This window comes from Mycobacterium sp. DL, from assembly GCF_039729195.1.
GTDB lineage: Bacteria > Actinomycetota > Actinomycetes > Mycobacteriales > Mycobacteriaceae > Mycobacterium > Mycobacterium hippocampi_A.
Genome location: NZ_CP155796.1, coordinates 4157073 through 4183447, shown reverse-complemented (window position 1 = coordinate 4183447; position 26375 = coordinate 4157073). Strand labels below are relative to the sequence as shown.

At 66.7% G+C, this 26375-nt stretch carries 24 protein-coding genes; 10 read left to right on the top strand and 14 right to left on the bottom strand.

The window, feature by feature from the left end:
- Positions 1-53: 53 nt before the first annotated feature.
- Genes fadA6 through ipdE1 form a run of 4 tightly spaced genes read right to left on the bottom strand, consistent with a single transcriptional unit; the run spans position 54 to position 3752 of the window.
- Complete coding sequence (gene fadA6 / locus ABDC78_RS19970) at positions 54-1208, bottom strand: steroid 3-ketoacyl-CoA thiolase FadA6 (RefSeq protein ID WP_178361605.1); 1155 nt, start codon at positions 1206-1208, stop codon at positions 54-56.
- Positions 1209-1210: 2 nt separating this feature from the next.
- Positions 1211-1819, bottom strand: coding sequence for a TetR family transcriptional regulator KstR2 (kstR2, locus tag ABDC78_RS19965; RefSeq protein ID WP_178361604.1), 609 nt, complete (start codon positions 1817-1819; stop codon positions 1211-1213).
- Positions 1816-2604, bottom strand: coding sequence for a (5R,7aS)-5-hydroxy-7a-methyl-1-oxo-2,3,5,6,7,7a-hexahydro-1H-indene-carboxyl-CoA reductase (gene ipdF, locus ABDC78_RS19960; protein ID WP_178361603.1), 789 nt, complete (start codon positions 2602-2604; stop codon positions 1816-1818). The genes kstR2 and ipdF overlap by 4 nt, the downstream gene beginning before the upstream one ends.
- Positions 2601-3752, bottom strand: coding sequence for an acyl-CoA dehydrogenase IpdE1 (ipdE1, locus tag ABDC78_RS19955; protein WP_178361602.1), 1152 nt, complete (start codon positions 3750-3752; stop codon positions 2601-2603). The genes ipdF and ipdE1 overlap by 4 nt, the downstream gene beginning before the upstream one ends.
- A gap of 48 nt (positions 3753-3800) precedes the next feature.
- Between ipdE1 and fadD3 the strand changes: the two genes are divergently transcribed.
- Genes fadD3 through ABDC78_RS19930 form a run of 5 tightly spaced genes read left to right on the top strand, consistent with a single transcriptional unit; the run spans position 3801 to position 9578 of the window.
- Complete coding sequence (gene fadD3 / locus ABDC78_RS19950; RefSeq protein ID WP_178361601.1) at positions 3801-5348, top strand: 3-((3aS,4S,7aS)-7a-methyl-1,5-dioxo-octahydro-1H-inden-4-yl)propanoate--CoA ligase FadD3; 1548 nt, start codon at positions 3801-3803, stop codon at positions 5346-5348.
- A 1-nt stretch (position 5349) separates the two neighbouring features.
- Positions 5350-6474 (top strand): acyl-CoA dehydrogenase family protein, encoded by a 1125-nt coding sequence (locus tag ABDC78_RS19945; protein ID WP_178361600.1) that lies wholly within the window; start codon positions 5350-5352, stop codon positions 6472-6474.
- Positions 6475-6481: 7 nt separating this feature from the next.
- Positions 6482-7441, top strand: a complete 960-nt coding sequence (locus ABDC78_RS19940) for an acyl-CoA dehydrogenase family protein (protein ID WP_178361599.1) — start codon at positions 6482-6484, stop codon at positions 7439-7441.
- A gap of 31 nt (positions 7442-7472) precedes the next feature.
- On the top strand, positions 7473-8414 hold the full coding sequence (locus tag ABDC78_RS19935; protein ID WP_178361598.1) for an acyl-CoA dehydrogenase family protein: 942 nt from the start codon (positions 7473-7475) through the stop codon (positions 8412-8414).
- Between the two features lie 51 nt (positions 8415-8465).
- Positions 8466-9578 carry a pyridoxal phosphate-dependent aminotransferase gene (locus ABDC78_RS19930; RefSeq protein ID WP_218621419.1) on the top strand — a complete coding sequence of 371 codons (1113 nt, stop codon included), beginning with the start codon at positions 8466-8468 and terminating at the stop codon, positions 9576-9578.
- An 8-nt stretch (positions 9579-9586) separates the two neighbouring features.
- On the opposite strand, the gene ABDC78_RS19925 is transcribed toward ABDC78_RS19930, so the two are convergent.
- The 4 genes from ABDC78_RS19925 to xylA all read right to left on the bottom strand — a co-directional run bounded on the left by ABDC78_RS19925 (position 9587) and on the right by xylA (position 14115).
- Positions 9587-10882: an ABC transporter permease gene (locus ABDC78_RS19925; RefSeq protein ID WP_178361596.1), complete on the bottom strand. Its 1296-nt coding sequence runs from the start codon at positions 10880-10882 to the stop codon at positions 9587-9589.
- A 20-nt stretch (positions 10883-10902) separates the two neighbouring features.
- Complete coding sequence (locus tag ABDC78_RS19920; protein ID WP_178361595.1) at positions 10903-11688, bottom strand: ATP-binding cassette domain-containing protein; 786 nt, start codon at positions 11686-11688, stop codon at positions 10903-10905.
- 5 nt (positions 11689-11693) lie between these two features.
- Positions 11694-12773 carry a substrate-binding domain-containing protein gene (locus ABDC78_RS19915; RefSeq protein ID WP_178361594.1) on the bottom strand — a complete coding sequence of 360 codons (1080 nt, stop codon included), beginning with the start codon at positions 12771-12773 and terminating at the stop codon, positions 11694-11696.
- Between the two features lie 118 nt (positions 12774-12891).
- On the bottom strand, positions 12892-14115 hold the full coding sequence (gene xylA, locus ABDC78_RS19910) for a xylose isomerase (RefSeq protein ID WP_178361593.1): 1224 nt from the start codon (positions 14113-14115) through the stop codon (positions 12892-12894).
- A gap of 170 nt (positions 14116-14285) precedes the next feature.
- Here xylA and ABDC78_RS19905 point away from each other — a divergent pair, with 170 nt between their 5' ends.
- Genes ABDC78_RS19905 through ABDC78_RS19895 form a run of 3 tightly spaced genes read left to right on the top strand, consistent with a single transcriptional unit; the run spans position 14286 to position 18138 of the window.
- Complete coding sequence (locus ABDC78_RS19905) at positions 14286-15425, top strand: ROK family transcriptional regulator (protein ID WP_347133162.1); 1140 nt, start codon at positions 14286-14288, stop codon at positions 15423-15425.
- 1 nt (position 15426) lies between these two features.
- Positions 15427-16821, top strand: a complete 1395-nt coding sequence (locus ABDC78_RS19900; protein WP_178361591.1) for an FGGY family carbohydrate kinase — start codon at positions 15427-15429, stop codon at positions 16819-16821.
- A 33-nt stretch (positions 16822-16854) separates the two neighbouring features.
- Positions 16855-18138 (top strand): DUF222 domain-containing protein, encoded by a 1284-nt coding sequence (locus ABDC78_RS19895; RefSeq protein ID WP_178361590.1) that lies wholly within the window; start codon positions 16855-16857, stop codon positions 18136-18138.
- On the opposite strand, the gene ABDC78_RS19890 is transcribed toward ABDC78_RS19895, so the two are convergent.
- The 3 genes from ABDC78_RS19890 to ABDC78_RS19880 are packed head-to-tail and all read right to left on the bottom strand — an operon-like array spanning position 18119 to position 22153.
- Positions 18119-20011 carry an acetoacetate--CoA ligase gene (locus ABDC78_RS19890; RefSeq protein WP_347133161.1) on the bottom strand — a complete coding sequence of 631 codons (1893 nt, stop codon included), beginning with the start codon at positions 20009-20011 and terminating at the stop codon, positions 18119-18121. The two genes, ABDC78_RS19895 and ABDC78_RS19890, sit on opposite strands and share 20 nt — an antisense overlap.
- 28 nt (positions 20012-20039) lie before the next feature.
- Entirely contained in the window at positions 20040-20786 is a 747-nt protein-coding gene (locus ABDC78_RS19885; RefSeq protein WP_178361588.1) for a 3-hydroxybutyrate dehydrogenase, read from the bottom strand.
- Positions 20783-22153: an MFS transporter gene (locus ABDC78_RS19880; protein WP_347133160.1), complete on the bottom strand. Its 1371-nt coding sequence runs from the start codon at positions 22151-22153 to the stop codon at positions 20783-20785. The genes ABDC78_RS19885 and ABDC78_RS19880 overlap by 4 nt, the downstream gene beginning before the upstream one ends.
- A gap of 106 nt (positions 22154-22259) precedes the next feature.
- Here ABDC78_RS19880 and ABDC78_RS19875 point away from each other — a divergent pair, with 106 nt between their 5' ends.
- Entirely contained in the window at positions 22260-23171 is a 912-nt protein-coding gene (locus ABDC78_RS19875; protein ID WP_256736413.1) for a LysR family transcriptional regulator, read from the top strand.
- A gap of 38 nt (positions 23172-23209) precedes the next feature.
- Positions 23210-23977, top strand: a complete 768-nt coding sequence (locus ABDC78_RS19870) for an alpha/beta fold hydrolase (RefSeq protein ID WP_178361585.1) — start codon at positions 23210-23212, stop codon at positions 23975-23977.
- Here the strand turns inward: ABDC78_RS19870 and hsaB are convergent.
- The 3 genes from hsaB to hsaD all read right to left on the bottom strand — a co-directional run bounded on the left by hsaB (position 23972) and on the right by hsaD (position 26374).
- Entirely contained in the window at positions 23972-24496 is a 525-nt protein-coding gene (gene hsaB, locus ABDC78_RS19865; RefSeq protein WP_178361938.1) for a 3-hydroxy-9,10-secoandrosta-1,3,5(10)-triene-9,17-dione monooxygenase reductase subunit, read from the bottom strand. The genes ABDC78_RS19870 and hsaB overlap by 6 nt on opposite strands.
- Positions 24497-24572: 76 nt before the next feature.
- Positions 24573-25472 (bottom strand): iron-dependent extradiol dioxygenase HsaC, encoded by a 900-nt coding sequence (gene hsaC / locus ABDC78_RS19860; protein ID WP_178361584.1) that lies wholly within the window; start codon positions 25470-25472, stop codon positions 24573-24575.
- The gene (hsaD, locus tag ABDC78_RS19855) at positions 25469-26374 is read right to left on the bottom strand and encodes a 4,5:9,10-diseco-3-hydroxy-5,9,17-trioxoandrosta-1(10),2-diene-4-oate hydrolase (protein ID WP_178361583.1); all 906 of its coding nucleotides are present in this window, start codon (positions 26372-26374) and stop codon (positions 25469-25471) included. Before hsaD ends, hsaC begins: the two co-directional genes overlap by 4 nt.
- Position 26375 lies beyond the last annotated feature (1 nt).

Here is a 26375-nt window from a genome sequence, read left to right as displayed (position 1 = left end):
CACGCGCCACTTTTGGTTGTTGTGTCGCGTGGAATACAGTTTCGGCGGTTGGGTCAGAGGCGTTCGATGATGGTGACGTTGGCGGTGCCGCCGCCCTCGCACATCGTCTGAAGACCGTAGCGGCCGCCGATACGCTCCAGCGTGTTCAGCATGGTGGTGAAGAGCTTTGCGCCGGTGGCACCGAGTGGGTGTCCGAGCGCGATCGCGCCGCCGCTCGGATTCACCTTCTCCGGATCCGCCTTGGTCTCCTTGAGCCAGGCCTGGACCACCGGTGCGAACGCCTCGTTGATCTCGACGGTGTCGATGTCGTCCATCGACAGCCCCGTCTTCTCCAGCGCATAGCGGGTCGCCGGGATCGGTCCGGTGAGCATGAAGACCGGATCCGCGCCGCGTGCGCTGATGTGATGGATGCGTGCCCGCGGCTTGAGGCCGTGCGCCTTCACTGCACTTTCGGAGGCGAGCAGTACCGCGCTGGCGCCGTCGGAGATCTGGCTGGCCATGGCCGCGGTCAGGCGACCACCCTCGACGAGGGTCTTGAGGCCGGCCATCTTCTCCAGCGAGGTGTCGCGCGGGCCCTCGTCGACACGGAACCCGTCGACCTCGAGGATCTCGTTGTCGAAATGCCCGGCGCGGATTGCGGCCTGCGCGCGTTGATGGCTGGTGAGCGCGTACTGCTCCATCTCCTCGCGGGACAGGTTCCACTTCTCGGCGATCATCTCCGAGCCGCGGAACTGGGAGATCTCCTGGTCGCCGTAGCGGTGCAGCCAGCTCTTCGATTCATTTGTCGGAGAGGTGAATCCGAACTGTTCGCCGACGATCATGGCCGAGCTGATCGGGATCTGGCTCATGTTCTGCATTCCGCCGGCCACGATCAGATCGGCTGTGCCCGACATGATCGCCTGCGCGCCGAAGGAGATGGCCTGCTGAGACGAACCGCACTGCCGGTCGACGGTGACACCGGGGACCTCTTCGGGGAATCCGGCTGCCAGCCAGGACAATCGGGCGATATTGCCGGCCTGCGGGCCGATCGCGTCGACACAGCCGGCGATGACGTCGTCCACTGCGCCGGGGTCGACGTCGACTCGCTCGAACAGGCCGCGCCAAGCGGCGGCGCCCAGGTCGACGGGGTGCATCCCGGCGAGCGATCCGTTGCGCTTGCCGATCGCGGTGCGCACCGCGTCGACGACGTATGCCTCTGACGCTGCCATGTTCAGACTCCTTCTGTCGTTATGCCACCGAGCACGATGGCGAGGTATTGCTTGCCGACCTGCTCAGCTGTCAGTGGTCCACCCGGCTGGTACCAGCGGACCGAGACCCAGGTGGTGTCGCGGATGAATCGGTACACCAGATCGACGTCGACGTCGGGGCGGAAGTAGCCCTCCTCGATGCCCTGGGTCAGCACCTCGACCCACATCTGGCGCTGTTCCCGGTTGCGCTCGTCCACATAGGCGAACCGCGGCTGCGAGGACAGATGTTTGGCCTCGTCCTGGTAGATGACCACCGCCGCGTGCTGGGTCTCGATGGCCTCGAACGATGCCATGAACAGACCCTTGAGACGTTGCACCGGATTCGGCTCCGTCGCGACGATCTCCTGGTAGCGGTGGAACAACCAGTCGAGAAATCCGCGCAGCACCTCGTCGACCATCTCCTCCTTCGACGAGAAGTGGTGGTAGAGGCTGCCGGACAGGATCCCCGCGGAGTCGGCGATGTCGCGCACGGTGGTGGCACGCATCCCGCGCTCGGCGAACATCGTCGCGGCGAGCGCCAGGAGCTCGTCGCGTCGGGTGTTGGCCGGGGCGGCCGGGCGCTCGGCCGTCATGGATGTTGGCTCGACACCGAGATCACTTCGCCGGTCAGGTAACTGGAGTACTCGCTGGCCAGGAACGCGATCGTGGCAGCGACCTCCCACGGCTCCGCAGCGCGGCCGAACGCCTCGCCCTCCGAGAGCCGGTCGAGCAGCTCGGAGCTGCTGGTCTTCTCGAGGAACTTGTGCCGCGCGATGCTCGGGGACACCCCATTGATCCGCACGCCGTATTCGACGGCTTCGATGGCGCTGCACCGGGTCAGTGCCATCACACCGGCCTTGGCGGCCGCATAGTGCGACTGCGAATGCTGCGCCCGCCACCCGAGCACGCTGGCGTTGTTGACGATGACGCCGCCGTGTGGTGCGTCACGGAAGTACCGCAACGCGGCGCGCGTCGCGCGCATCGTCGACGTCAGCGTCACGTCGAGCACGCGGTCCCATTCGTCGTCGGTCATGTCGACGACGGGCGTCTGGCCGCCGAGACCGGCGTTGTTGACCAGCACGTCGAGCCGGCCCATCGCAGCCACCGCATCGGTGATCAGTGCATCAACCGCGGCGGTCGACGTCACGTCACACACCACGGCTTCGACGCGGCCCAGACCGAGGCCGGCAAGCTGGTCCCGGGTCTCACCGAGGCGGCGCTCGTGAAAGTCGGAGACGACGACGTCGGCGCCTTCGGCAAGAGCCCGCCGGGCCACCGAGGATCCGATACCGGTGCCTGCGGCCGCGGTCACCAGGACGACCTTGTCGGTCAGCAGACCGTGTCCGTCGATCTCATTCGGCGGTACTGAAAGTGTCACGAGGGCTTCATCTCCCGGGGAAGGCCGAGCACCCGCTCGGCGAGAATGTTGCGCTGGATCTCGTTGGATCCGCCGTAGATGGTGTCCGAGCGGGAGAACAGGTACAGCCGCTGCCACTCGTCGAACTCGCCGCCGTCCAAGGTCAGCCCAGCCATGCCCTGCACGTCCATCGCGATCTCGCCGAGTTCGCGATGCCAGTTGGCCCACAACAACTTCGACACGTTATCTTGCCCCGGCTGTTCCACATCCATCGTCTTCAGCGCGTAGGCCCGCATCGTGTTCAGCCCGGTCCAGGACCGCGTCAATCGCTCCCGGATCAGCGGATCATCGGCCGCACCGGTGCGCTTGGCCAGCTCCACCAGGTTGGAATGCTCCCGGGCATAACGGATCTGCTGGCCCAGCGTCGACACGCCCCGCTCGAAAGTCAACGTCCCCATCGCGACCCGCCACCCGTCGCCCGGTTCCCCGACCACGAGGTCGGCGTCGGTGCGGGCGTTGTCGAAGAAGACTTCGTTGAACTCCGAGTCACCGGTCAGCTGGATGATCGGACGGATGTCGACTCCGGGCTGGTCGAGGGGCACCAGCAGATAGGACAGGCCGGCGTGCCGCTTGGAGCCCTTCTCGGAGCGGGCGATCACAAAGCACCACTGCGCCCAGTGAGCCAGCGAGGTCCACACCTTCTGCCCGTTGATCACCCACTGATCGCCGTCGAGCGTCGCGGTGGTGGAGACGTTGGCGAGGTCGCTGCCCGCGCCGGGCTCGGAGTAACCCTGCGACCACAGTTCGGTGACGTCGAGGATCTTGGGCAGGAAACGCTTCTGTTGCTCGGGAGTGCCGTAGGCGATGAGCGTTGGTCCGACCAGTTCCTCGCCCAGATGGTTGACCTTGTCGGGGGCGTTCGCCTTGGCGTATTCCTCGTAGAACGCGACCCGGTGCGCAACGGAGAGCCCACGGCCGCCGTGTTCTTCGGGCCAGCCCAGACAGGTCAGCCCGGCGGCTGCCAGATGCTGGTTCCATTCCCGACGTTCCTTGAACGCTTCGTGCTCGCGGCCGGGGCCACCGAGGCCCTTCAGCGCGGCGTACTCACCGACAAGATTCTCGGCAAGCCAGTCGCGGACCTCAGCCCTGAACTCCTGGACCTCTATCACCCCTGTAGGCTAACCTACCAAGCACTTGCTTTGTTAGAGGGAGCATCGATGACCCAGCTGAGGACCACTCCGGCGGTTCTCGACCGGATCACGGACGAGATTCCCGACCACCCCGCCGTGGTCACGCCGGACAGGACGTTGACGTTCGCCGAGCTGCGTGACGAGGTCCGGCACGCCGCCTCGGCGATGATCGACCTGGGCGTCGCGCCGGGCGACCGCGTCGCGATCTGGTCGCCGAACACCTGGCACTGGGTGGTGGCCAGCCTGGCCGTCCACTACGCCGGCGGTGTGCTCGTCCCGCTGAACACGCGCTACACCGCAAGCGAGGCCACAGATATCCTCACCCGCACCGAGGCCCCGCTGCTGTTCGCCTCAGGTGAGTTCCTCGGCTCGGACAAGGCCGCGAGCGTCAACCACCCCGAAGTCAGAGATGCCCTCCCCTCGCTGCGCCACGTCGTGCGGGTCCCGATCGAGAAGGCCGACGGCACGTGGGACGAGTTCGTCGCCCGGGGCGGCGACCTGACGGTCGTTGACGCCCGCGCCGCCGCCGTCACCCCCGACGACGTCTCCGACATCCTGTTCACCTCGGGGACCACGGGTCGCAGCAAGGGGGTGCGGTGCGCGCATCGCCAGTCCCTCGCCGCGTCTGCCGCCTGGGCCGCGTGCGGCCAGGTCACACGCGAGGACCGCTACCTGTGCATCAACCCGTTCTTCCACAACTTCGGCTACAAAGCCGGCATCCTGGCCTGCCTGCAGACCGGCGCAACCCTGTTCCCGCAGCTGACCTTTGACCCGCTGCAGGCGATGGGCGCCGTGGCCGAGCACCGGATCACCGTGCTGCCCGGTCCGCCCACGATCTACCAGACCCTGCTCGACCACCCCGACCGCGGCGGCTACGACCTGAGCTCGCTGCGATTCGCGGTCACCGGGGCAGCCACCATCCCCGTCGTACTGATCGAGCGCATGCAGACCGAACTCGACATCGACATCGTGCTGACCGCCTACGGCCTGACCGAGGCCAGCGGCTTCGGCACGATGTGCCGGGCCGAGGACGACGCGGTCACCGTGGCCACCACGTCGGGACGCCCGATCGCGGACTTCGAACTCCGGATCGGCGACCAGGCAGAGGTGCTGCTGCGCGGCCCCAACGTGATGCTGGGTTATCTCGACGACCCCGACGCCACTGCCGCCGCGATCGACGGCGACGGCTGGTTGCACACCGGCGATGTCGGCGAACTCGATGACGCCGGGAACCTCAAGATCACCGACCGGCTCAAGGACATGTACATCTGCGGCGGCTTCAACGTCTACCCCGCCGAGATCGAGCAGGTGCTGGCCCGTCTCGACGGAGTCGCGGAAGCGGCGGTGATCGGGGTCCCCGACGAGCGGCTCGGTGAGGTCGGCAAGGCTTTTGTGGTCACGCTGCCGGACGTCGAGCTCGACGAGAAGACCGTGATCGACCACACCCGAGAGCATCTCGCGAACTTCAAGACCCCACGGTCGGTGGTGTTCCTCGACGCGCTGCCGCGCAACCCCGGCGGCAAGGTCGTCAAACCGCAGCTCCGGCAACGACCCGAGAACACAGAAAGGGCCTGAGTTGGACCTCAACTTCGACGACGCCACCCTCGAGTTCCAGTCCGAGGTGCGCGACTTCCTCTCGGCGAACAAGGACTCGTTCCCGACGCAGTCCTACGACACCGCCGCAGGCTTCGAGCAGCACCGGCACTGGGACAAGGTGCTTTTTGACGCCGGGCTGTCGGTGATCACGTGGCCGGCCGAGTACGGCGGTCGTGACGCCACGCTGCTGCAGTGGATCGTCTACGAGGAGGAGTACTTTCGCGCCGGCGCCCCGGGACGCGCGAGCGCCAACGGCACGTCGATGTTGGCGCCGACCCTGTTCGCCCACGGGACTGCCGACCAACTGAAGCGGATCCTGCCGAAAATGGCCAGCGGCGAGGAAATCTGGGCGCAAGCCTGGTCGGAGCCGGAGTCCGGCAGCGACCTGGCGTCGCTGCGATCGACGGCGACCAAGACCGAGGGCGGCTGGCTTCTCAACGGCCAGAAGATCTGGAGCTCACGGGCGGTCTTCGGGGAGCGGGCTTTCGGCTTGTTCCGCTCCGATCCCGAAGCGCAGCGGCACAAGGGGCTGACGTACTTCATGTTCGACCTGAAGGCCGACGGCGTCACCGTGCGGCCGATCGCGCAGCTCGGCGGTGACACCGGATTCGGCGAGATCTTCCTCGACGACGTGTTCGTGCCCGACGACGACGTCATCGGCGGCGTACACGAGGGCTGGCGCGCGGCGATGAGCACGACCAGCAATGAACGCGGAATGTCGTTGCGCAGCCCCGCACGGTTCATCGCACCCGCCGAACGCCTGGTGGCCCAGTGGCGCGACAATCCCGATCCGGCTTTCACCGACCGCGTCGCCGACGCATGGATCAAGGCCCAGGCCTACCGGTTGCACACGTTCGGAACCGTCACCCGGGTGAGCAACGGTGGCGAACTGGGGGCGGAATCATCGGTGACCAAGGTCTTCTGGTCCGACCTCGACGTCGCCCTACACCAGACCGCGTTGGACCTGCGCGGCGCCGACGGTGACCTCGCCGACCCGGTGACCGACGGTCTGCTGTTCGCCCTCGGCGGCCCGATCTACGCCGGCACCAACGAGATCCAGCGCAACATCATCGCCGAACGACTCCTGGGCCTGCCCCGAAAGTAGACGATCAGTGAACTTTGAGATAGACGACCAGCAGCGTGACTTCGCGGCCAGCATCGACGCCGCGCTGGGCGCTGCCGACCTGCCCGGCGCCGTACGCGCCTGGGGTGCCGGCGACACCGCGCCCGGCCGCAAGGTGTGGGCACAACTGGCCGACCTCGGTGTGACGGCCCTGATGGTGCCCGAGAAGTTCGACGGCATCGAGGCACACCCCGCCGACCTCGTGGTGGCCATGGAGCGGCTCGGGCGCTGGGCAGTGCCGGGACCGGTGACCGAATCCATCGCGGTGGCACCGATTCTGCTGGCAGCCGACGAGCGCAGCGCCGCCCTGGCTTCCGGTGAGCTGATTGCGACGGTGGCGCTGCCGCCCACGGTCCCCCGCGCGGTTGACGCCGACACCGCGGGTCTGGTTCTGCTCGCCGAAGACGGACAGGTGCGCGACGGCGTGGCCGGTGAGGCGCACGAGTCGGTCGACCTCAGCCGAAAGCTGTTCGACGTCAATGCGTCCGGTGATCCGCAGTCGGCCGATGTCGACCGTGCTTTCGAGTTCGGCGCGCTGGCTACCGCAGCTCAGCTGGTCGGTGCAGGTCAGGCGATGTTGGATGCCGCCGTCGAATACGCCAAACAGCGCAGCCAATTCGGCACCGTCATCGGCACCTATCAGGCGATCAAGCACAAGCTCGCCGATGTGCTGATCGCGATCGAATTGGCGCGGCCACTGGTGTATGGAGCTGCGTTGGCACTGGCTGACGGGTCGGCCGATACCTCGCGCGACGTCAGCGCCGCCAAGGTCGCTGCGGCCGACGCCGCACTGCTCGCCGCGCGCTCGGCGCTGCAGACGCACGGTGCCATCGGATTCACCCAGGAGCATGACCTGTCCCTGCTTCTGGTCCGGGTGCAGGCGCTGCGGCCCGCGTGGGGTGACCCGACGTGGCACAGGCGCCGAGTATTGGAGGCACTGACAGCATGACGGTTCAGCGAGTAGCGAAGGCGGATCGCGCATGACAGAAGAGCGGGAACTGCTGCGCGACACCGTCGCCGCCCTGGTCGACAAGCACGCACCACCCGAAGCGGTTCGTGAGGCGATGGATTCGGAGCGCGGATACGACGAGTCGCTCTGGCAGATGCTGTGCGAGCAGGTCGGCGTCGCAGCCCTGGTGGTACCCGAGGAACTGGGCGGCGCCGGCGGCGAACTCGCCGATGCCGCGGTGGCGCTCGAGGAGCTGGGCAAGGCCCTGGTGCCCGCCCCCCTGCTGGGGACCACGCTGGCCGAGTGGGCGCTGCTGTCGGCCGACGAACCCGACGGCGAGACACTCGAGAAGCTGGCGGAGGGATCGTCGGTCGGTGCGGTCGTTTTCGACCCCGGCTACGTCGTGAACGGAGACGTCGCCGACGTGGTGATCGCCACCGACGGTGAGACCCTCACGCGCTGGCAGTCTTTCACCGCCGAACCGGCCACCTCGATGGATCCGACGCGCCGGTTGGCTCGAGTCCACGCAGGAGAGACCTCGCCGATGGGGCGGGACCCCGGGCTTGCGGACATCGCGGCGATCCTGCTGGCCGCCGAGCAGATCGGCGCCGCATCGCGGTGCCTGGACCTGACGGTGCAGTACACGAAGGACCGCGTCCAGTTCGGCAGGCCGATCGGTAGCTTCCAGGCGCTCAAGCACCGGATGGCCGACCTCTATGTCGCTGTGCAGTCGGCACGGGCGGTCGTCGACGAGGCCGTGGCGGACCCGAACCCGACGTCGGCCGCGCTCGCCCGGGTTGCCGCCAGCGAGGCGTTCTCGACCGTGGCCGCCGAGGCCGTCCAGTTGCACGGCGGCATCGCGATCACCTGGGAAAGCGACATCCAGTTGTACTTCAAGCGTGCCCACGGGAGCGCACAGCTTCTGGGGCCCGCCCGCGAGCACCTGCGTCGCCTCGAATCGCAGGTGTTCTAGCCTGAAGTCGTGACGGTTTCGCTGCGGGCAGGTATCCCACCGTTCTACGTGATGGATGTGTGGCTGGCCGCGGCAGAACGGCAGCGCACCCATGGCGACCTGGTGAACCTGTCCGCGGGCCAACCCAGCGCGGGAGCGCCCACCCCGGTTCGCGACGCGGCCGTCGCAGCGCTGGGCCGCAACCAACTCGGCTACACGGTGGCGTTGGGCAAACCGGAGCTACGGGCGGCGATCGCGGATACGTACTGGAACCGCCACGCGCTCGAGGTCGAACCGCGCGATGTCGTGGTGACCACCGGCTCGTCGGGCGGATTCCTGCTGGCGTTCCTCGCCTGCTTCGACGTCGGCGACCGGGTGGCGATCGCCAGCCCCGGCTACCCGTGTTACCGCAACATCCTGTCGGCGCTCGGGTGCGAGGTCGTCGAACTACCGTGCGGCCCCGACACGCGGTTCCAGCCCACGGTGCAGATGCTGGATGCGCTCGATCCACCGGTCGCCGGGGTGGTCGTGGCGAGTCCCGCGAACCCGACCGGGACGGTGATCCCACCCGAGGAACTCGCAGCGATCGCCACCTGGTGTGAGTCGTCGGGAGTCCGTCTCATCAGCGACGAGGTGTACCACGGGCTGGTGTACGACGGTTCGCCTGCGACCAGTTGCGCGTGGGAGACATCGCGGGAAGCCGTTGTGGTGAACAGCTTCTCGAAGTACTTCGCGATGACCGGGTGGCGGCTGGGCTGGCTGCTGGTGCCCGACGAGTTGAAGCGGGCCGTCGACTGCCTCACCGGTAACTTCACGATCTGCCCGCCGACGCTGTCCCAGGACGCAGCCATCGCGGCGTTCACCTCCGAATCGATCGCCGAGGCCGATTCGCTGCTCGACGGCTACTCCGCCAACCGGACGCTGCTGCTCGACGGACTGCGCGGGATCGGCATCGACCGACTGGCCCCGACCGACGGCGCCTTCTACGTCTACGCCGATGTCTCCCATCTCACCACCGATTCGCTCGCGTTCTGCTCGACGTTGTTGTCCGACACCGGGGTTGCGATCGCACCCGGGGTCGACTTCGACACTGTTCGCGGCGGGGCGTCCGTGCGGTTGTCGTTCGCGGGGCCGTCCGACGACATCACCGAAGCGGTTCGGCGGATCGGTTCGTGGTTGGGCTAGTGCTCGGGTCACCCCAGGCCGGTGGACGAGCGCCGTCGGCGCGAGATCGCATCCACGCTCGCCGCGAGTAGCAGCACGCCTCCGGTGACGAGGAAGTTGATGTAGGACGACTGATTCAACAGGCCGAGTCCGTTGGCGATCGTCGCGACCACGACCCCGCCGATCACCGCATCCACGGCTCGTCCCTTGCCGCCGAACAGACTGGTGCCACCGATGACGGCGGCGCCGACCGCGTACAGCAGGGTGTTGCCGGCACCCGAGGACGCCGATACCTTGCCGGCGTAGGACGCCGCGATGATCCCGCTCAACGCCGCCAGCGACGAGCATGCGATGAACACCGACACCCTGATGCGGTCGACCGAGATGCCCGCGCGCCGGGCCGCTTCGGCGTTACCGCCGACCGCGTAGATGTGTCTGCCGTAGGACGTGCGGTTGAGCACCAGGGTCAACACGATCAGCAGCACCAGGATGATGGGCAGCACATAGGGGATTCCGCGGATCTCCACGTTCGGGTTGACGCTGCGGTTGATGCTCAGCACGTAGGTCACCCCCAGGGTCACCACCGCGAGGCCGGCAACCCGGGCCACCACGATCCCGAACGGGGGGTGCGCCAGCCCGAGCTCCTTCTTGGTGCGATAGCGGTAGACCTCCAGCGCACCGAAACCGATGACCACCAACAGGGCGATGGTCCAGCCCGCGGTCACCGACAGGTTGTTGATGGTGATGCCACGAATGACGGGATCGTCGACGCGGACCGACCCGCCCTCACCGATGAGTTTGAGCGTGACCCCTTGTAGCCCAAGGAAGAACGCCAAGGTCACCACGAAGGACGGGATGCCGAGTTTGGCCCGCAGGGCACCGATCATCACGCCGATCAGCGCGCCGGTGGCGATGCCCGCCGCCATGGCAACCCACCAGGGCAGGCCGGTGTTGACGATGCTCAGGGCCATCGCACAGGCGGCCACGCCCCCCGCCACGCCCGCGGACAGGTCGATGTCCCCGAGCAGCAGGACGAAGACCAGTCCCATCGCCAGCACACAGATCGACCCGGCCTGGGTGACGAGGTTGGCAAGGTTGAGTGCCGACAGGAACCGGTCGTTGGCCAGGCCGAACACCACGAACAGCACAATGAGCCCGAGAACCGCAGGCAGCGACCCCATGTCGCCGCCGCGGACCCTGCGCAGATAGGTCCGCACGGCGTCGCCGAAACCCTCGTCCGCTCGGGCGTCGACGGCGAAGTCGGACTCGGCCAGCGCGCCCTCGGGTTGCGAACTGCCCCTCGATTGAGAGCTGACTGTGGTCATGGGAGTGTCCTTCACGTCCGTCACATCGACTCGGCGGCATCGGCCGGCGCCAGCCCGCGGTCGCCTGACCGCCCGGCGGTGATGAGTTCGACCACCTCGCTGTGGGTGACATCGGCGGCCTTGACGTCGGCAGCAACCCGGCCGAGGTACAGCGCGCAGATCCGATCGGCCACCTCGAGGACGTCAATCATGTTGTGGGAGATCAGCACAACACCCACACCCTGGTCGGCCAGCCGGCGCACGAGATCGATCACCTGGCGGGTCTGTGCGACACCGAGCGCCGCCGTGGGTTCGTCGAGCAGCACCACTTTGGAGTTCCACAGCACCGATTTGGCGATAGCCACGGTCTGGCGCTGGCCTCCGGAAAGGCTGGACACCGTCTGCCGCACCGACTTCACGGTCCGCACCGACAACGACTTCAGCGCATCGCGGGCCATCGTCTCCATGCGCGCTTCGTCGAGCATCCCGCGGTGCTTGAGCTCACGACCGAGGAACATGTTCTCGACGATGTCGAGGTTGTCGCACAGCGCGAGGTCCTGGTACACGACCTCCACACCGAGCGCCGACACGTCGTTGGGACCGTGCACGGTCACCGGGGATCCCTGGAACAGGTACGTCCCGGTGTCGATCGGATGGATCCCGGCGATCGCCTTCACCAGCGTCGACTTCCCCGCGCCGTTGTCACCGACCAGTGCGGTGACCTCGCCGGGATAGACCTGGAAGTCGATGTCGTGCAGCACGTGCACGACCCCGAAACTCTTGTTCACCCCCCGTAATTCGAGGATCGGTTCAACACTGGACGTCATGTCGTTCAGACTCCCGCCGCGGCGCACATCGCTTCGAACTGTCCCGCGCACACCTCGTCCTTGGACTGACCTCCGTCGGTGAACACGATGTCGACGGTGTCCTTCGTGATCGACTGCGGGGTCAGCAGCACCGAGGGCACGTCGCGGTTCCCCTGGTCATCCCGGGAAGTGCTGTTGGTCTCGGGCTGCTGCCCGGCCGCCAGCGCGATCGCGGCTTCGGCCAGCGCGCCGGCCTCCTCGGTGGCGGATTTGTACACGGTCATGCACTGCGTGCCGGCAAGGATGTTCTGCAGGCCCTCAACGGTCGCGTCCTGCCCGGTGACCGGCACCTGGCCCGCGCGCTGGTTCTTCTCCAGGATCGAGATGACCGACCCGGCAAGCCCGTCGTTGGCGGCGTACACGCCGTCGATCCTGCCGTCGGCCGCGGTGTTGAGCTGCTCGAAGATGGTGACCGCCTCGTCGTTGTCCCATTCCGGGACGGCCTGTTCGCCGACGATGGTGATGGTCGGGGTGGCGTCGACCACCGAGTGCGCGCCGGCGGAGAACAGCGTGGCGTTGTTGTCGGTCGGCGAACCGTTCAGGAAGACGACGTTGGCCGGATTGCCGCCGAGGCAGTCGACAAGGCCCTGGCCCTGCAGCTCACCGACTTTGGTGTTGTCGAACGACACGTAAACGTCAGCGGAGCCGCCGAGTGTCAGCCGGTCGTAGTCGATGGTCTTGACGCCCTGGGCGGCGGCCTTCTGCTGAATCGAGGCACCGCTGTCGGAGTCCAGGTTCACGATGGCCAGCACCGTGACACCGTCGGCGATCATGCCGTCGGCGATGGTGGCCATCTGGTCGGCCGAGCCCTCGGCATTCTGGATGGTGTACTCGACCCCGGCTTCCTCGAACGCGGCTTCCAGCGCCGGTCGGTCTTTGGACTCCCACCGGACCGAGGATTTGGTGTCGGGCAGGATGACGCCGATCTTTCCGCCTGCGCTCTGACCACTTCCGCTCCCCGAGTCGCTGCTGCTGCACCCGCTGAGGGTGAGACCGACGACAGTGGTCGTGAGTACGGCAGTGAGAAAGGTGCTCGTACGTTTCACGGAACTCGCCTCCAGATAGGTGGTGTGGATAGTGGCAGCACCGACGACCATCGCGGCCACGGGCTTTTGTAAACGTGAGCAACATATAACGTGACGCACGTCACGTCCAGCACCTCGCTCATCGAGCGCCCATCAGGTGCTCGAGGGCAAGCTGATTCAACTCCACAAACCCGAAACCCTTTGCACCGAAATAAGAGTCGGCATCAAAGTCCTCGTAGGCTGTCCGATCGGCCAGCAACTCGACGTAGGTTTCGCCCGGGTTCAGGGTCGGCGTGCGCAGTTCGGCCACCTTTGCCCGTGCCATCGCGGCGACGACTGCCGGGTCTGACCGGAATGCCGCCGCCCTGGCACGCAGCAGCAGATACATCCGCATGTTGGCCGCCGCCGATGCCCACACCCCGTCGGCGTCTTCGGTGCGACTGGGCTTGTAGTCGAAGTGCCGCGGTCCGTCGTAGGCCGGCCCGCCATCCGGGCCGCCGTGCTCGAGCAGATCCACCAACGCGAAGGCATTGGCCAGATCGCCGTGACCGAACACCAGGTCCTGGTCGAACTTGATGCCCCGCTGGCCGTTCAGGTCGATGTGGAAAAGCTTCTTGCTGTAGAGCGCTTGGGCGATGCCGTGCACGAAGTTCAATCCGGCCATCTGCTCGTGGCCCGTCTCGGGGTTGACGCCGACCATGTCCGGGTGAGCGAGGGTGTCGATGAACGCCAGCGCGTGCCCCACCGTTGGCAGCAGGATGTCACCGCGAGGCTCGTTGGGCTTGGGCTCGATCGCGAACCGGAGTCCGCTGCCCTGATCGATCACGTACTGGCACAACAGATCAAGTGCCTCGCGATAACGTTCCAGGGCAGCTTGGACGTCCTTGGCGGAGTCGTACTCGCCGCCTTCTCGCCCGCCCCACATCACGAAGGTCTGGGCACCGAGTTCGGCGGCCAGATCGAGGTTGCGGAGCACCTTGCGCAGGGCGAAGCGACGCACGGAACGGTCGTTGCTGGTGAACCCGCCGTCCTTGAAGACCGGCTGGGTGAACAGGTTGGTGGTGACCATCGGCACGACGAGACCCGCGTCGGCCAGTGCGGAAGTCAATCGGTCGATCGTCCGTCGCCGCTCCGTGTCGGAGCTGCCGAATGCGAACAGATCGTCATCGTGGAACGTCAGACCGTAGGCGCCCAACTCGGCCAGCCGCTCGACAGCCTCCACGGCGTCGAGCGCAGGCCGGGTGGCGACCCCGAACGGATCGTTGCCCGGCCAGCCGACCGTCCAGAGACCGAAGGAGAATTTGTCCGACGGTCGCGGCACGAGAGCCTCCGCTGCGGGAATGCTGGACTCCAGAACGGTCATCGGGTACTCCTCGAAACTCATGACACCCGGCGATGCGGGCCAAAACTGTGGCGAATGGTTTATTTTGTTCTCCGTGCGAACATAAGATGTGGCCTGCGCCACTGTCAAGGCCGAAGACGAGGGGAGCAGATGTGCCGGTGAGACGGACCGACAACCATCGGGTTGTTCGTGTGGGCACCAGTACCGACGACGTCCGGCGGCGCAATCTGTCCAGCGTCTTGACACTGGTGCACCGTCACCGTGCTCTCAGCCGCGCCGAGTTGACCCGCCACACCGGATTGTCGCGATCCACCACCAAGGATCTCGTCGAGGAGTTGGTGACCCGCGGCCTGGTGGCCGAATCGCCCGCACCGTCGGCATCGCAGGTCGGGCGGCCCAGCGCCATCGTGCGCCCCGGTCAGCGGGTGCTCGCGGTCGCGGTCACACCCGAGGTCGACGCCGTCACCGTGGGTGTGGTGGCGATGGGCGGTGCGGTTCTGGACGTGGTGCGGTGCCCGACCGACCGGGTTCCGACTGCGGCAGACACCGTGGACATCGCGGCCGCCGCGGTGGCTCGGATCCGGTGCGGCCTGCGTGACGGGCAGGCGGTGACAGCCATCGGAGTGGCGGTGCCGGGGCTGGTACACGGTCCGGAGTCGGCAGTGCAGCTGGCACCCAACCTCGACTGGCACGATGTCGAGATCGGTCAGATGCTCAGCGCAGCAACGGGTTTGCCGACCATTGCCGCCAATGACGCCAACGTCGGGGCCATAGCGGAGCACCTGTTCGGCAACCACCGCGACGCCGACCATCTGATCTACGTCAACGGCGGTCCCAGCGGTATCGGCGCCGGCTTTGTGGTCGGCGGTGATCTTCTCGAGGGTATTGCCGGTTATGCGGGCGAACTCGGGCACACCTACGTCGGCGGTGGCGAACAGTGCCACTGCGGCAGTGTCGGTTGCCTGGAGACCGAGGTCACCCTGGCACCGCTGACCGGCCTGCTCGCCGAACTCGACGGCGGCAGCAGTGAGCCACCCGGCCACAGCAGCGCGGAGCGCGACGTGCTCAACCGGCAGGCACGAGTGCTGGCCATCGCGCTGGGTAATGCGATCAACATGCTGAACCCACGGCTGATCGTGCTCGGCGGATTCCTGCGGGTGTTCCCGGCCTACGCCGCTGCGGTGCTCCGCGAAGAACTCGCGCGACGCACGATGGGTGCGCCGCGGGCCCTGGTGCAGGTGGTGCCAGCCACCCTCGGCGCCGACACGTTGTTCATCGGCGCGGCTGAACTCGCATTCGCGCCGGTCCTCGCCGATCCCGGAAGGTTCTGAGATGACACTTGTTGCGGGGATCGACTCCTCCACTCAGTCATGCAAGGTGCTGATCTGTGACGCGGACACCGGCCGGATCATCCGGTCGGCGTCGTCGCCTCACCCGGACGGCACCGAGGTCGATCCGAACCTCTGGTGGGATGCGTTGCAGCGCGCGGTCACCGCGGCGGGCGGTTTGGACGACGTGGCCGCCCTCTCCGTGGGAGCCCAACAGCACGGCATGGTGTGCCTCGATTCCGCCGGCCGCCTGGTCCGAGATGCTCTGCTGTGGAACGACACCCGGTCCGGCGACGCGGCCGATCAGCTGGTCGAGGAACTCGGCGGTCCCGCGGTGTGGGCGCAGCGCGTCGGCGTCGTGCCGGTCGCATCGATCACGCTGACAAAATTGCGTTGGCTGGCCGACAACGAACCGCACCGTGCCGACGCCACCGCGGCGGTGTGTCTTCCGCATGACTGGCTGACGTGGCGCCTGACGGGCTCCTCCGACATCGCCGACCTCAGCACCGACCGCAGCGACGCCAGTGGCACAGGCTACTTTTCGGCGGGCACCGACAGCTATCAGGACGATCTGCTCGATCTCGGCTTCAGAGGCCGAACTCCCCTCGTGCCGAGGGTGTTCGGACCGCACGACTCCCCGGGTAGCACACACCACGGAGCGATCCTGGGACCCGGCGCCGGTGACAATGCCTCTGCCGCATTGGGATTGAACGCAGGGACCGGCGACTGCGTGGTATCGCTGGGTACGTCGGGGGTCGCGAGTGCGGTCGGCCTGTCGGCTGCGCACGACCCGGAGGGCATCGTCGCCGGCTTCGCCGATGCGACCGGTCGCCAGCTCCCGCTGGCGTGCACTCTCAACGGAGCGCCGGTGCTGGCCGCGGTCGCAGGCATGCTGGGTGTCGATTTCGACGAGTTCGATCGCCTTGCGCTGTCAGCCCCCGCCGGTGCCGATGGCCTGGTCCTTGTCCCCTACTTCGAGGGCGAGCGCTCACCGAACCTGCCGCGAGCCTCCGGCGCCCTGCACGGAGTGACGCTCCGAAACCTCAACTCCGCGAACATCGCCCGCGCAGCGGTGGAGGGCTTGCTGTGCTCGATGGCCTACTGCATCGACAAGATCACCGGTCAGGGAGTCGACGTCGAGCGCATCATCCTGGTGGGCGGTGGGGCTCGATCGGAAGCCGTCCGGCGGATCGCGCCTGCCGTGTTCCAGCGGGCCGTCCACGTGCCGACGCCGGCCGAGTACGTGGCGCTGGGTGCCGCCAGGCAGGCGGCCTGGGTGCTCTCGGGGCACGACGCGCCACCGTCGTGGGACGTGGGGATATCCACCTGCTATGAGTCCGCAGCGACACCAGAGGTGGTGCTGCGCTACCAGGATGCGGCGCAGCTGACGCTGAGGTGACGGGATGTCGGTGGCGTGCTCTAGCCTGGTGTCATGTTCGAAAGTTTGTTCGACGTTGACCCCGGGGCGGGTGAGGCCGTCTTGCGGGCGCAGGTCGAGCACTTCGAGCGGCTGAAGTCGGCTGCTGCGGCGGCCCAAGCGCGGGCGACGGCGTTGTGGGCGCAGAAGCGCCGCGCCTCGGAGGAATTGGCCGGGGTGCCGAAGACCAAGCGGGGCAAAGGGTTGGCCTCGGAGGTGGCATTGGCGCGCCATGAGGCTCCGGTCAAAGGGAATCAGCATCTGGGTTTCGCGAATGCGCTGGTGCACGAGATGCCGCACACGTTGGCGGCGTTGGAGTGTGGGGTGCTCTCGGAGTGGCGGGCCACCCTGATCGTGCGCGAATCGGCGTGTCTGTCAGTCGAGCACCGCGGTGAGTTGGATGCCGAGTTGTGCGCGGATATGTCGCGGTTGGTGGGGTGGGGCAACAACCGGGTGGAGGCTGAGGCCAAGAAGATCGCGCTGCGTCTGGACGCAGCGGCGGTGGTGGAACGCGCTGCCCGCGCGGCTGGGGACCGGTGTGTGACGATCCGCCCGGCGCCGGACACCATGAGCTATGTGACTGTGCTGCTGCCGGTCGCTCAGGGGGTGGCGGTGTATGCGGCGTGCAAGCGCGCCGCGGACACGACTTTCGACGGGCGCTCGCGCGGGCAGGTGATGGCCGACACCGTCTACCAAAGGGTCACCGGACGCCCCGCGGACACGCCGGTGCCGGTGGCGTTGAATCTGGTGATGGCCGACACCACCCTGGTCGGCGATGATCAGGAATCGGCGTGGCTGGAAGGGTACGGGCCGATCCCGGCGGGGTTCGCGTGCACGCTGACCGGGGACGCGGTGGCCGACAAGGACACCAAAGCGACGCTGCGGCGGCTGTATCGTCATCCGCGTTCGGGGCAGTTGGTGGCGATGGAGTCGCGGTCCCGGATCTTCCCGAAAGGGTTGGCGGCGTTCATCGGGTTGCGCGATCAGAGGTGCCGGACCCCGTATTGTGATGCCCCGATCCGCCACCGCGACCATGCCACCCCGGTTCGGGCAGGAGGGGAGACCAGCGCCCACAACGGGTTGGGGGATTGTGCAGCCTGCAATTACACCAAGGACGCCCCCGGCTGGACCGTCACCACCAGCGAGGACAACGGTGCCCACGTCGCGCAGTTCAGCACCCCGACCGGAGCGACGTATCAGTCCACCGCCCCACCACTACCCGGCCCACCCATCCGACGAACGCTGAGCCTGCTCGAAGGCCGCCTCAGCATCGACCTCATCACCTTCGACGCTGCGTGACGTACCAGTCGAGCAGTTCGGGGTCGTCCACTGCGCTGCGCTCGACGACTTTGGCAGCGTCGCCGCCCTGGAACAGCTTCTTGATCGGCACTTCGAGTTTTTTGCCGGTGCGCGTGTGCGGAACGCCTGGGGCCACGATGATCTCGTCGGGCACGTGGCGCGGGGACACCTCGGTTCTGATGGTGTTGTTGATCCGGTCGCGCAACGCGTCGGTGAGTTCCACACCGTCGGCGAGGACCACGAACAACGGCATCCAGTAGCCGCCGTCGGGCTGTTCGGCGCCGATCACCAACGATTCGACGACCTCCGGCAGACTCTCGACCGCCTGATAGATGTCGGCGCTGCCCATCCGGATTCCATGCCTGTTGAGCGTGGAATCCGACCGACCGTGCACGACCACGCTGCCGTGCTCAGTGATCGTGATCCAGTCTCCGTGGCGCCATACGCCCGGATAATCCTCGAAATATGCTGCGCGGTAACGCTCCCCGTCGGGATCGTTCCAGAAGGAGACCGGCATCGACGGCATCGGCTTGGTGACGACGAGTTCGCCCACCTCGCCCCGCACCGGCTTGCCGGCCTCGTCCCACGCATCCAGCGCGACACCGAGGAACGGCGCCGACAGCTCACCGGGCCAGACTGGAACCGTCCGCACACCACCGATGAACGCCGACACCACATCGGTGCCGCCACTGATCGAGGCCACCTGGACATGCTCGCCCACATGGTCACGCAGCCACAGCGACGACGCCGGCGGCAGCGACGACCCGGTGATCCCGACCGTCTTCAACGCCGAGAGGTCGTGAGTTCCCTTCGGATCGGCGTCGGCCTTCATGCAGCCCAGCACGTAGCCGGGGCTGGTGCCGAGCACCGTCGCACCGACCCGCGCAGCGATCTCCCACAGCGCGTCCGGCCGGCCCGCCGACGGGCTGCCGTCGTAGCAGACGACGGTGGCACCGACGAGCAGCCCCGCGACCTGGAAGTTCCACATCATCCAGCTCGGGCTCGTGAACCAGAAGAAGGTGTCGTCACTCCTGATGTCGGATTGCAGCGCAACGGCTTTGAGATGTTCGAGCACCACGCCGCCGTGACCGTGAACGATGCCTTTGGGCAGCCCGGTCGTTCCTGACGAGAAGAGGATCCACAGTGGGTGATCGAACGGCACCGGTGCCGGGTCGAGATCGGCATCGCTGCGGGCGGCCAGATCGTCGACCGAGAACGTGGCCTTCAGCGTCGGCAACCCGGCACGAACCGCTGCGGCATCCTCGCTCCTGTCGCGATACTTTCCGCCGAAGGTGTACCCGTCTGCATACACCAGTGCCTTCGGCTCGAGCTGACCGAGCCGGTCCAGCGCTGCCTTCGCCGAATAGTCCTGGCCGCAGGCGCTCCACACCGCACCGACGGCGGCGGTGGCGAGGAAGGCGATCACCGCTTCCGGGATGTTGGGGAGATAGCCGACGACACGATCGCCGGGACCGATGCCGGCTGCCCGCAACGCTTCGGCGAACGCTGTGGTCCGTTCCGACAGCTCGGCCCAGGACAACTCGCGGTCGGGACCCTCTTCGCTGACGTAGATGATCGCCGGCCGGTCGGTGCGCGCGTGGCGGAAGATCTGGTCGACGTAGTTCAGCGTGGTGCCGGGAAACCACCGGGCGCCGGGCATCTCGCTGCCCTCGAGAACGGTCGGCCCACGATCACCGACCTCGAAGTAGTCCCACGCCGCGGCCCAGAAATCCTCGAGGTCGTCGACCGACCATCGCCACAGCGTGTGGTAGTCGGGGAATGTCGCCCCCGTGCGCTGTTGGGCGAATCGGGCGAAGTCGGTGACTCGTGCGTCGGCGATATCGCGCTCTGTGGGAACCCACTGGGGTTTCACGGGCGGTCCACCACCCGCGGGACTACCGTCAACGTGCACTCCATCCGCCATCCATCGTGTACGAAGCTCCTGTCACCATGCCAGCAGACGGTGATGCCAGCCAACACACCAGCGCCGCAACCTCCTCCGGCTCCACGAGTCGCTTCACCGCGCTCTCCTTGAGCAGGATCTCGGTCACCACCTGTTCTTCGCCGATTCCGTGCGTTTTCGCCTGATCGGCGATCTGCTTGGTCACCAACGGGGTACGAACATAACCCGGGTTGACACAATTGCTGGTGACGCTGTGCGGACCGCCCTCCAACGCCGTCACCTTGGACAGACCTTCGAGGCCGTGCTTGGCCGTGACGTAGGCGACCTTGAACGGGGACGCCCGTAGACCGTGGATCGACGAGACGTTGATGATGCGGCCGAACTCGCTGCGGTACATGTGCGGCAACGCCGCTCGGACCAACAGGAACGGCGCCTCCACCATGAGCGCCATCATCATCCGGAACCGCTCCGGCGGAAACTCGGCGATCTCATTGATGCTCTGCACTCCGGCGTTGTTGACCAGGATGTCGGTCTGCAGCTGCAACTCTTCGAGCGCCTGGACATCAAGAAGGTCTACCGCCCAGGCATTTCCGTCGATCTCCTGCGCCAGCGACTTCGCCGCGACGTCGTCGATGTCGGCGACCGTCACCGACGCGCCCCGGCGAGCCAACTCCCGTGCGCACGCCGCACCGATGCCGCTCGCACCGCCGGTCACCAGGGCGCTGCGGCCGCTCAGCTCGCTCACAGCACGCCGGCCTTGGCGAGCTGCTCACGGTCGGCGTCGTCGAGCGTCTTCAGGTCGAGACCGTTGGTCTCCCGATTGAACAGCGCGGCCACCAGGGTGATCGCTGCGGCGCCGGCGAGGTAGAAGGCGATCGGCAACCACGAGTCGAACCTGTCGAGCAGCCACGTCGCGATTGCCGGCGCGAGCGACCCGGCGACGATCGACGTCACCTGATAGCCAAGGGAGACACCGGAGTAGCGCATCCGGGTGGGGAACATCTCCGCCATGATGGCCGGCTGCGGGGCATACATCAGCGCGTGGATCATCAGACCGATGATGACGGCGGCCATGATCATCAGGTAGTTCGCGGTGTTCATCATCGGGAAGGCGAAGAACCCCCAGGTGCCCGCGAGAACGGCACCGACGATGTACACCGGCCGTCGTCCGTACCGATCGGACAGTCTGCCGACCTGCGGGATCACCAGGAAGTGCACCGCATGGGCAGCCAACAGGTACCACAGGATGTCACCGGTGTCCGCGCCGACATGGGTCGACAGGTACACGATCGAGAAGGTGACGACGAGGTAGTACATGATGTTCTCCGCGAAGCGCAGGCCCATGGCAGTGAAAACCCCACGGGGGTAACGCTTCAGCACCTCGAACACCCCGTAGGACACGGCCTTGGTCCGTTCGACCTCTTCCTGAGCTTCCAGGAAGATCGGCGCATCGGTGATCTTGGTGCGGATGTAGTACCCGATCACCACGACCACGGCAGACAGCCAGAACGCGACCCGCCAACCCCAGGACAGGAAGGACTCCTCCGACAACGTGGCGGTCAGTATCAGCAGCACCACCGTGGCGAGCATGTTGCCCACGGGCACGGCGGCCTGCGGCCAACTGGCCCAGAACGCGCGTTCCTTGTTCGGGCTGTGCTCGGCGACCAGAAGCACCGCGCCGCCCCACTCGCCGCCCACCGCGAAGCCCTGGAAGAACCGCAGCACGACCAGCAGAATCGGCGCCCAGATGCCGATCTGTCCGTAGGTCGGCAGGCAGCCCATCAGGAAGGTCACACCGCCGACGAGCAGGATCGCGAACTGCAGCAACTTCTTGCGGCCGTACTTGTCGCCGAAGTGCCCGAAGACGATGCCGCCCAGCGGGCGTGCGACGAATCCGACCGCGTAGGTCAGCAGCGCCGCGATCAGCGCGTTGGCCTCGCTGGTGCCCTGGGCGAAGAAGATCTTGTTGAACACCAGCGTCGCGGCAGTGGCGTAGAGGAAGAACTCGTACCACTCGACGACCGTGCCGGCCATCGACGCGACGACGACGCGTTTGAGGCCGGCGGTCACCGACCGAGGCTCGTCGGTCCCCGGCTCATGTTGTGTGCTCATGGGATTCCCTCCATTGTGACGCCGACCACAGACCCTGTGAGTATTCATGCAGCTACCCATTGCGGCAATGACCAAACCTGCAGTAACCATCTGCAAAAATGCACACATGGCCCTGATGCCTGAACGTCCCAGCCCCGACGACCTGCTCGTCCTGCTGGCGGTCGGCCGGACCGGGCGATACACCACGGCAGCCGAGGAACTCGGGCTCAACCACACCACGATCAGTCGCCGCATCGCCGCGCTCGAACGCGCGATGGGAGGGCGGGTACTGGCCAGGGTGGGCGGTGGGTGGGAACTCACCGAACTCGGGCGCGATGCACTGGCCGCCGCGGAGGTCGTCGAGTCCGCCGTTCGCTCGCTGGCTGTGGATTCCGCCGGCAGGCGGGCGCTCGAAGGCGTGGTGCGGATATCGGCGACCGACGGGTTCTCCGCCTACATCGCCGCTCCCGCCGCCGCGGCGGTGCAGCGCGAGCACCCCGAGGTGGCCGTGGAGATCGTCGCCGCAACCCGCCGTGCCACCCAACAACGTTCCGGGCTGGACGTCGAGATCGTGGTGGGTGAGCCGACGGTGCGCCGGGCGAAGGCGCTGCGACTCGGCGACTACTGCCTGGGTCTCTACGGTTCCCGGGACTACCTCGACATGCACGGCGCTCCCGCGAGCATCGCTGATCTGCAACGCTTTCCGCTTGTCTACTTCATCGACTCGATGCTGCAGGTCGACGACCTCGACCTGGCCACCAGCTTCGCCCCGGCGATGCGGGAGTCCGTCACGTCGACCAACGTGTTCGTGCACGTCGAAGCCACCAGGGCGGCAGCGGGCATCGGCCTGCTGCCGTGTTTCATGGCCGACCGCCATGACGACCTGGTCCGCGTTCTGGCCGAGCCGGTCTCGATCCGGCTGACCTATTGGTTGGTGACCCGCGCCGAGACGCTGCGCCGTCCGGAGGTCGCGGCGGTCATCGACGCGATCGGTGCACGCATGGAGGATCAGCGCGATGTCCTTCTCGGGCGGCGGTGAGCCTTGCACTCCGACCGCGCACCTGATGCAGTCATGGCATGCCGTTCATCGAGCACGAACGCGGTCGCGCGTACTACCGTCACTGGGCCGCTGCCGAACCGCGGGCGGCCATCATCTTCCTTCACGGATTCGGCGAGCACACCGGGCTGTATCACCGGTACGGGTTCGCACTCAACGCCGCCGGCATCGATCTGTGGGCCGTCGACCAGTTCGGGCACGGTCTGAGCCCCGGCACGCGCGGTGACTTTGGCCGCATCGAGGACAGTTCGGCGCTGGCGGACAGCCTCACCGAATTGGCCGAAACCGAAACTCCCGGCCTCCCGCTGCTGGCGCAGGGGCATTCGTTCGGTTCGATCGTGACGCTGTTCCGACTGCTCGACGGGCCGGATCGGTACCGTGCCGCGATCATCTCCGGCGCACCGCTGATCCCAATGCCCGAGCTGCTCGACGCCGACACGTCCTTCGACCTCGACCCGGCCTGGCTCTCGTCGGATCCGTTCTATCTGGACTCGCTGGCCAACGACCCGCTCGCCTTCGTCGACGCCGACAGCGTGGCACTGGCCCGCGAACTGGACAGAGCTTGGGACCGATTCGGCGCCGACCTGCCGTCACTCACCGTGCCGATACTGGCGGTGCACGGAGTCAACGACCCCATCGCCCCGATCGGCGCGGTGCGCGCCTATGCCGAACAGATCGACTCGCTCGAGTTGGTGGAGTTCGACGGTGCGCGCCACGACATCCTCAACGAAGCCGTCCACCGTGACGTCGCCGAGACAATCGTCGAGTTCGTGCAGTCGACGCTATAACCAGGTGTCGTCGGTGGTCGCGGTGAGGAACGCCTCGAGGTCGTTGCGCCAATCCGCCGGGGTCGTCTTGTCGGGCTCGATGCCCGTGTACTGGCCCTGGTAGAACAGCAGCGGTCGCGGCTTCTTCTTCGGGACGTCAGACAGCGAGTGCACCGCGCCGAAGACCACGAAGTGGTCGCCGCCGTCTGTCACCGAGTGCACTGTGCAGTCGATGTGCGCCAAGGTCCCCTCGATGATCGGCGACCCCAGTTTGGATGGCGACCAGTCCATTCCGGCGAACTTGTCGGGTTCCCGCGAGCCGAAACGGGCCGAGACGTCCTTCTGGTTCTCATGCAGGACGTTGACGCAGAACCTGCCGCTGGCCTCGATGGCCTGCCACGACCGAGACTGCTTCGTCGGGCAGAACAGCACCAATGGCGGCTCGAGCGACAATGCGGCGAACGATTGGCAGGCGAACCCCACCGGTACGCCCTCGTGCATCGTGGTGATCACTGTGATGCCCGTGCAGAACTGGCCCATCACGTTTCGGAAGGTGCGGGGGTCGATCGGAGGACTACCCACTAGCTAGATGTTTCCTCGCGCGAGCGCTCGCCAGTCACTTGAAGCCCACGCTGAAGTCATGCCCCCACAGTGAGACCGCGGTGCTCTCTCGGGCGACCCAGCTCGTGTCCTCCACTTCGAGTCCCTCACAGCCGAACTCGATGTCGAAGCCGCCGGGGGTCTTCATGTAGAAGGACAGCATCTTGTCGTTGACGTGCCTGCCGAGGGTCGCCGACATCTTGACCTTGCGACGCAGCGCGCGGTCCAGACACAGCCCGACATCGTCGGCGTTCTCCACTTCCACCATGAGATGGACTATTCCACTGGGGGTCTCACCCGGCATGAATGCCAGGCTGTGGTGGCGTGGGTTCACGCCCAGGAACCGCAACCACGCGGGCGGTGCGTCGGCGGGCCGGCCGACCAGTTGCGGAGGCAGACGCATCGAATCCCGGAGGCTGAAGCCCAGGACGTCGCGGTAGAAGTGCAGCGTCTCCATGTCGTCGCGGGTGGTGAGCACGACGTGTCCGAGACCCTGCTCCTCGGTGACGAACTTGTGCCCGTAGGGGCTGACCACACGCCGATGCTCGAGCGCGACTCCGTGGAACACCTCCAGCGCGTTGCCCGACGGGTCCAGAAAGGAGATCATCTCGTCGACGCGACGGTCGGCCAATTCGGTGGCCGTGGCCTCCTTGTAGGGCGTGCCCTCCATGTCCAGCCGGTTGCGGATCTCCTGCAGCCCAGCGGCATTCGGGGTTTCCCAACCGGATTCCAGAAGCCGGTCCCGCTCGCCCGGCACGATCACCAACCGGGCGGGGAATTCGTCCATCCGCAGGTAGAGAGCACCTTCGGTGGGACCACTGCCCTCGACCATGCCGAGCACCTTGAGCCCGTACTCGCGCCAGGCTCCGATGTCGGTGGTCTCGATGCGCAGATAACCAAGCGACCGAATGGTCACGATCGACCCTTCCCGGGAGCGTTCTCCAGAAAATCCACTGTCAGTTTGTTGAACTCGTCGAACTTCTCCAACTGCGCCCAGTGCCCGCACTGTCCGAAGACATGCAGTTGCACACGGGGAATCTGTTTGACGGCCACCAAGGCGCCGTCGAGCGGGTTGACGCGGTCCTCACGTCCCCAGATCAGCAGGACCGGCTGACGCAGCTTGTAGACGTCGCGCCACATCATGCCCAGCTCGAAGTCGGCGCCGGCAAACGATTTGCCCATCGCCTTGGTCGCGGCCAGAGACTCCGGCGTGCTGGCGATCTGGAACCGTTCCTCGACCAGCTCGGGGGTGATCAGGCTCTGGTCGAAAACCATGATCCGCAGGAACTTCTCGATGTTCTCGCGGGTCGGGTCCGCGGCGAACCGGCCGAGCAGCTTGACGCCCTCTGTCGGGTCGGGCGAGAAGAGGTTGACGCTCAGCCCGCCCGGACCCATCAACACAAGCCGACCGGCACGCTTCGGGTTGTCCAGCGCGAACCGCACTGCGGTGCCTCCGCCGAGCGAGTTGCCCACCAGCGCAGCACGTTCGATGCCGAGATGGTCGAACAGGTTCAGCAGCGCCGTCGAGCTGTAGCGGTTGTACTGCTCGTGTTCGGTGTGCTTGTCCGAGTGACCGTAGCCGGGCTGGTCGACGGCCAGCACGTGAAAGTGCTTGGCCAGCACCGGGATGTTGCGACCGAAATTCGACCAACTGGACGCGCCGGGACCGCCGCCGTGCAGCAGCACGACGGTCTGCTCGTTGCCGACGCCCGCCTCGTGGTAGTGCAACCGCATGTCCTCACGGACCTGCGCGTAACGGGACGTCGACTCGAAGGTGACCTCTTGCTGCTGGGCGGTTTCGGCTGCAAAGGATGTCATC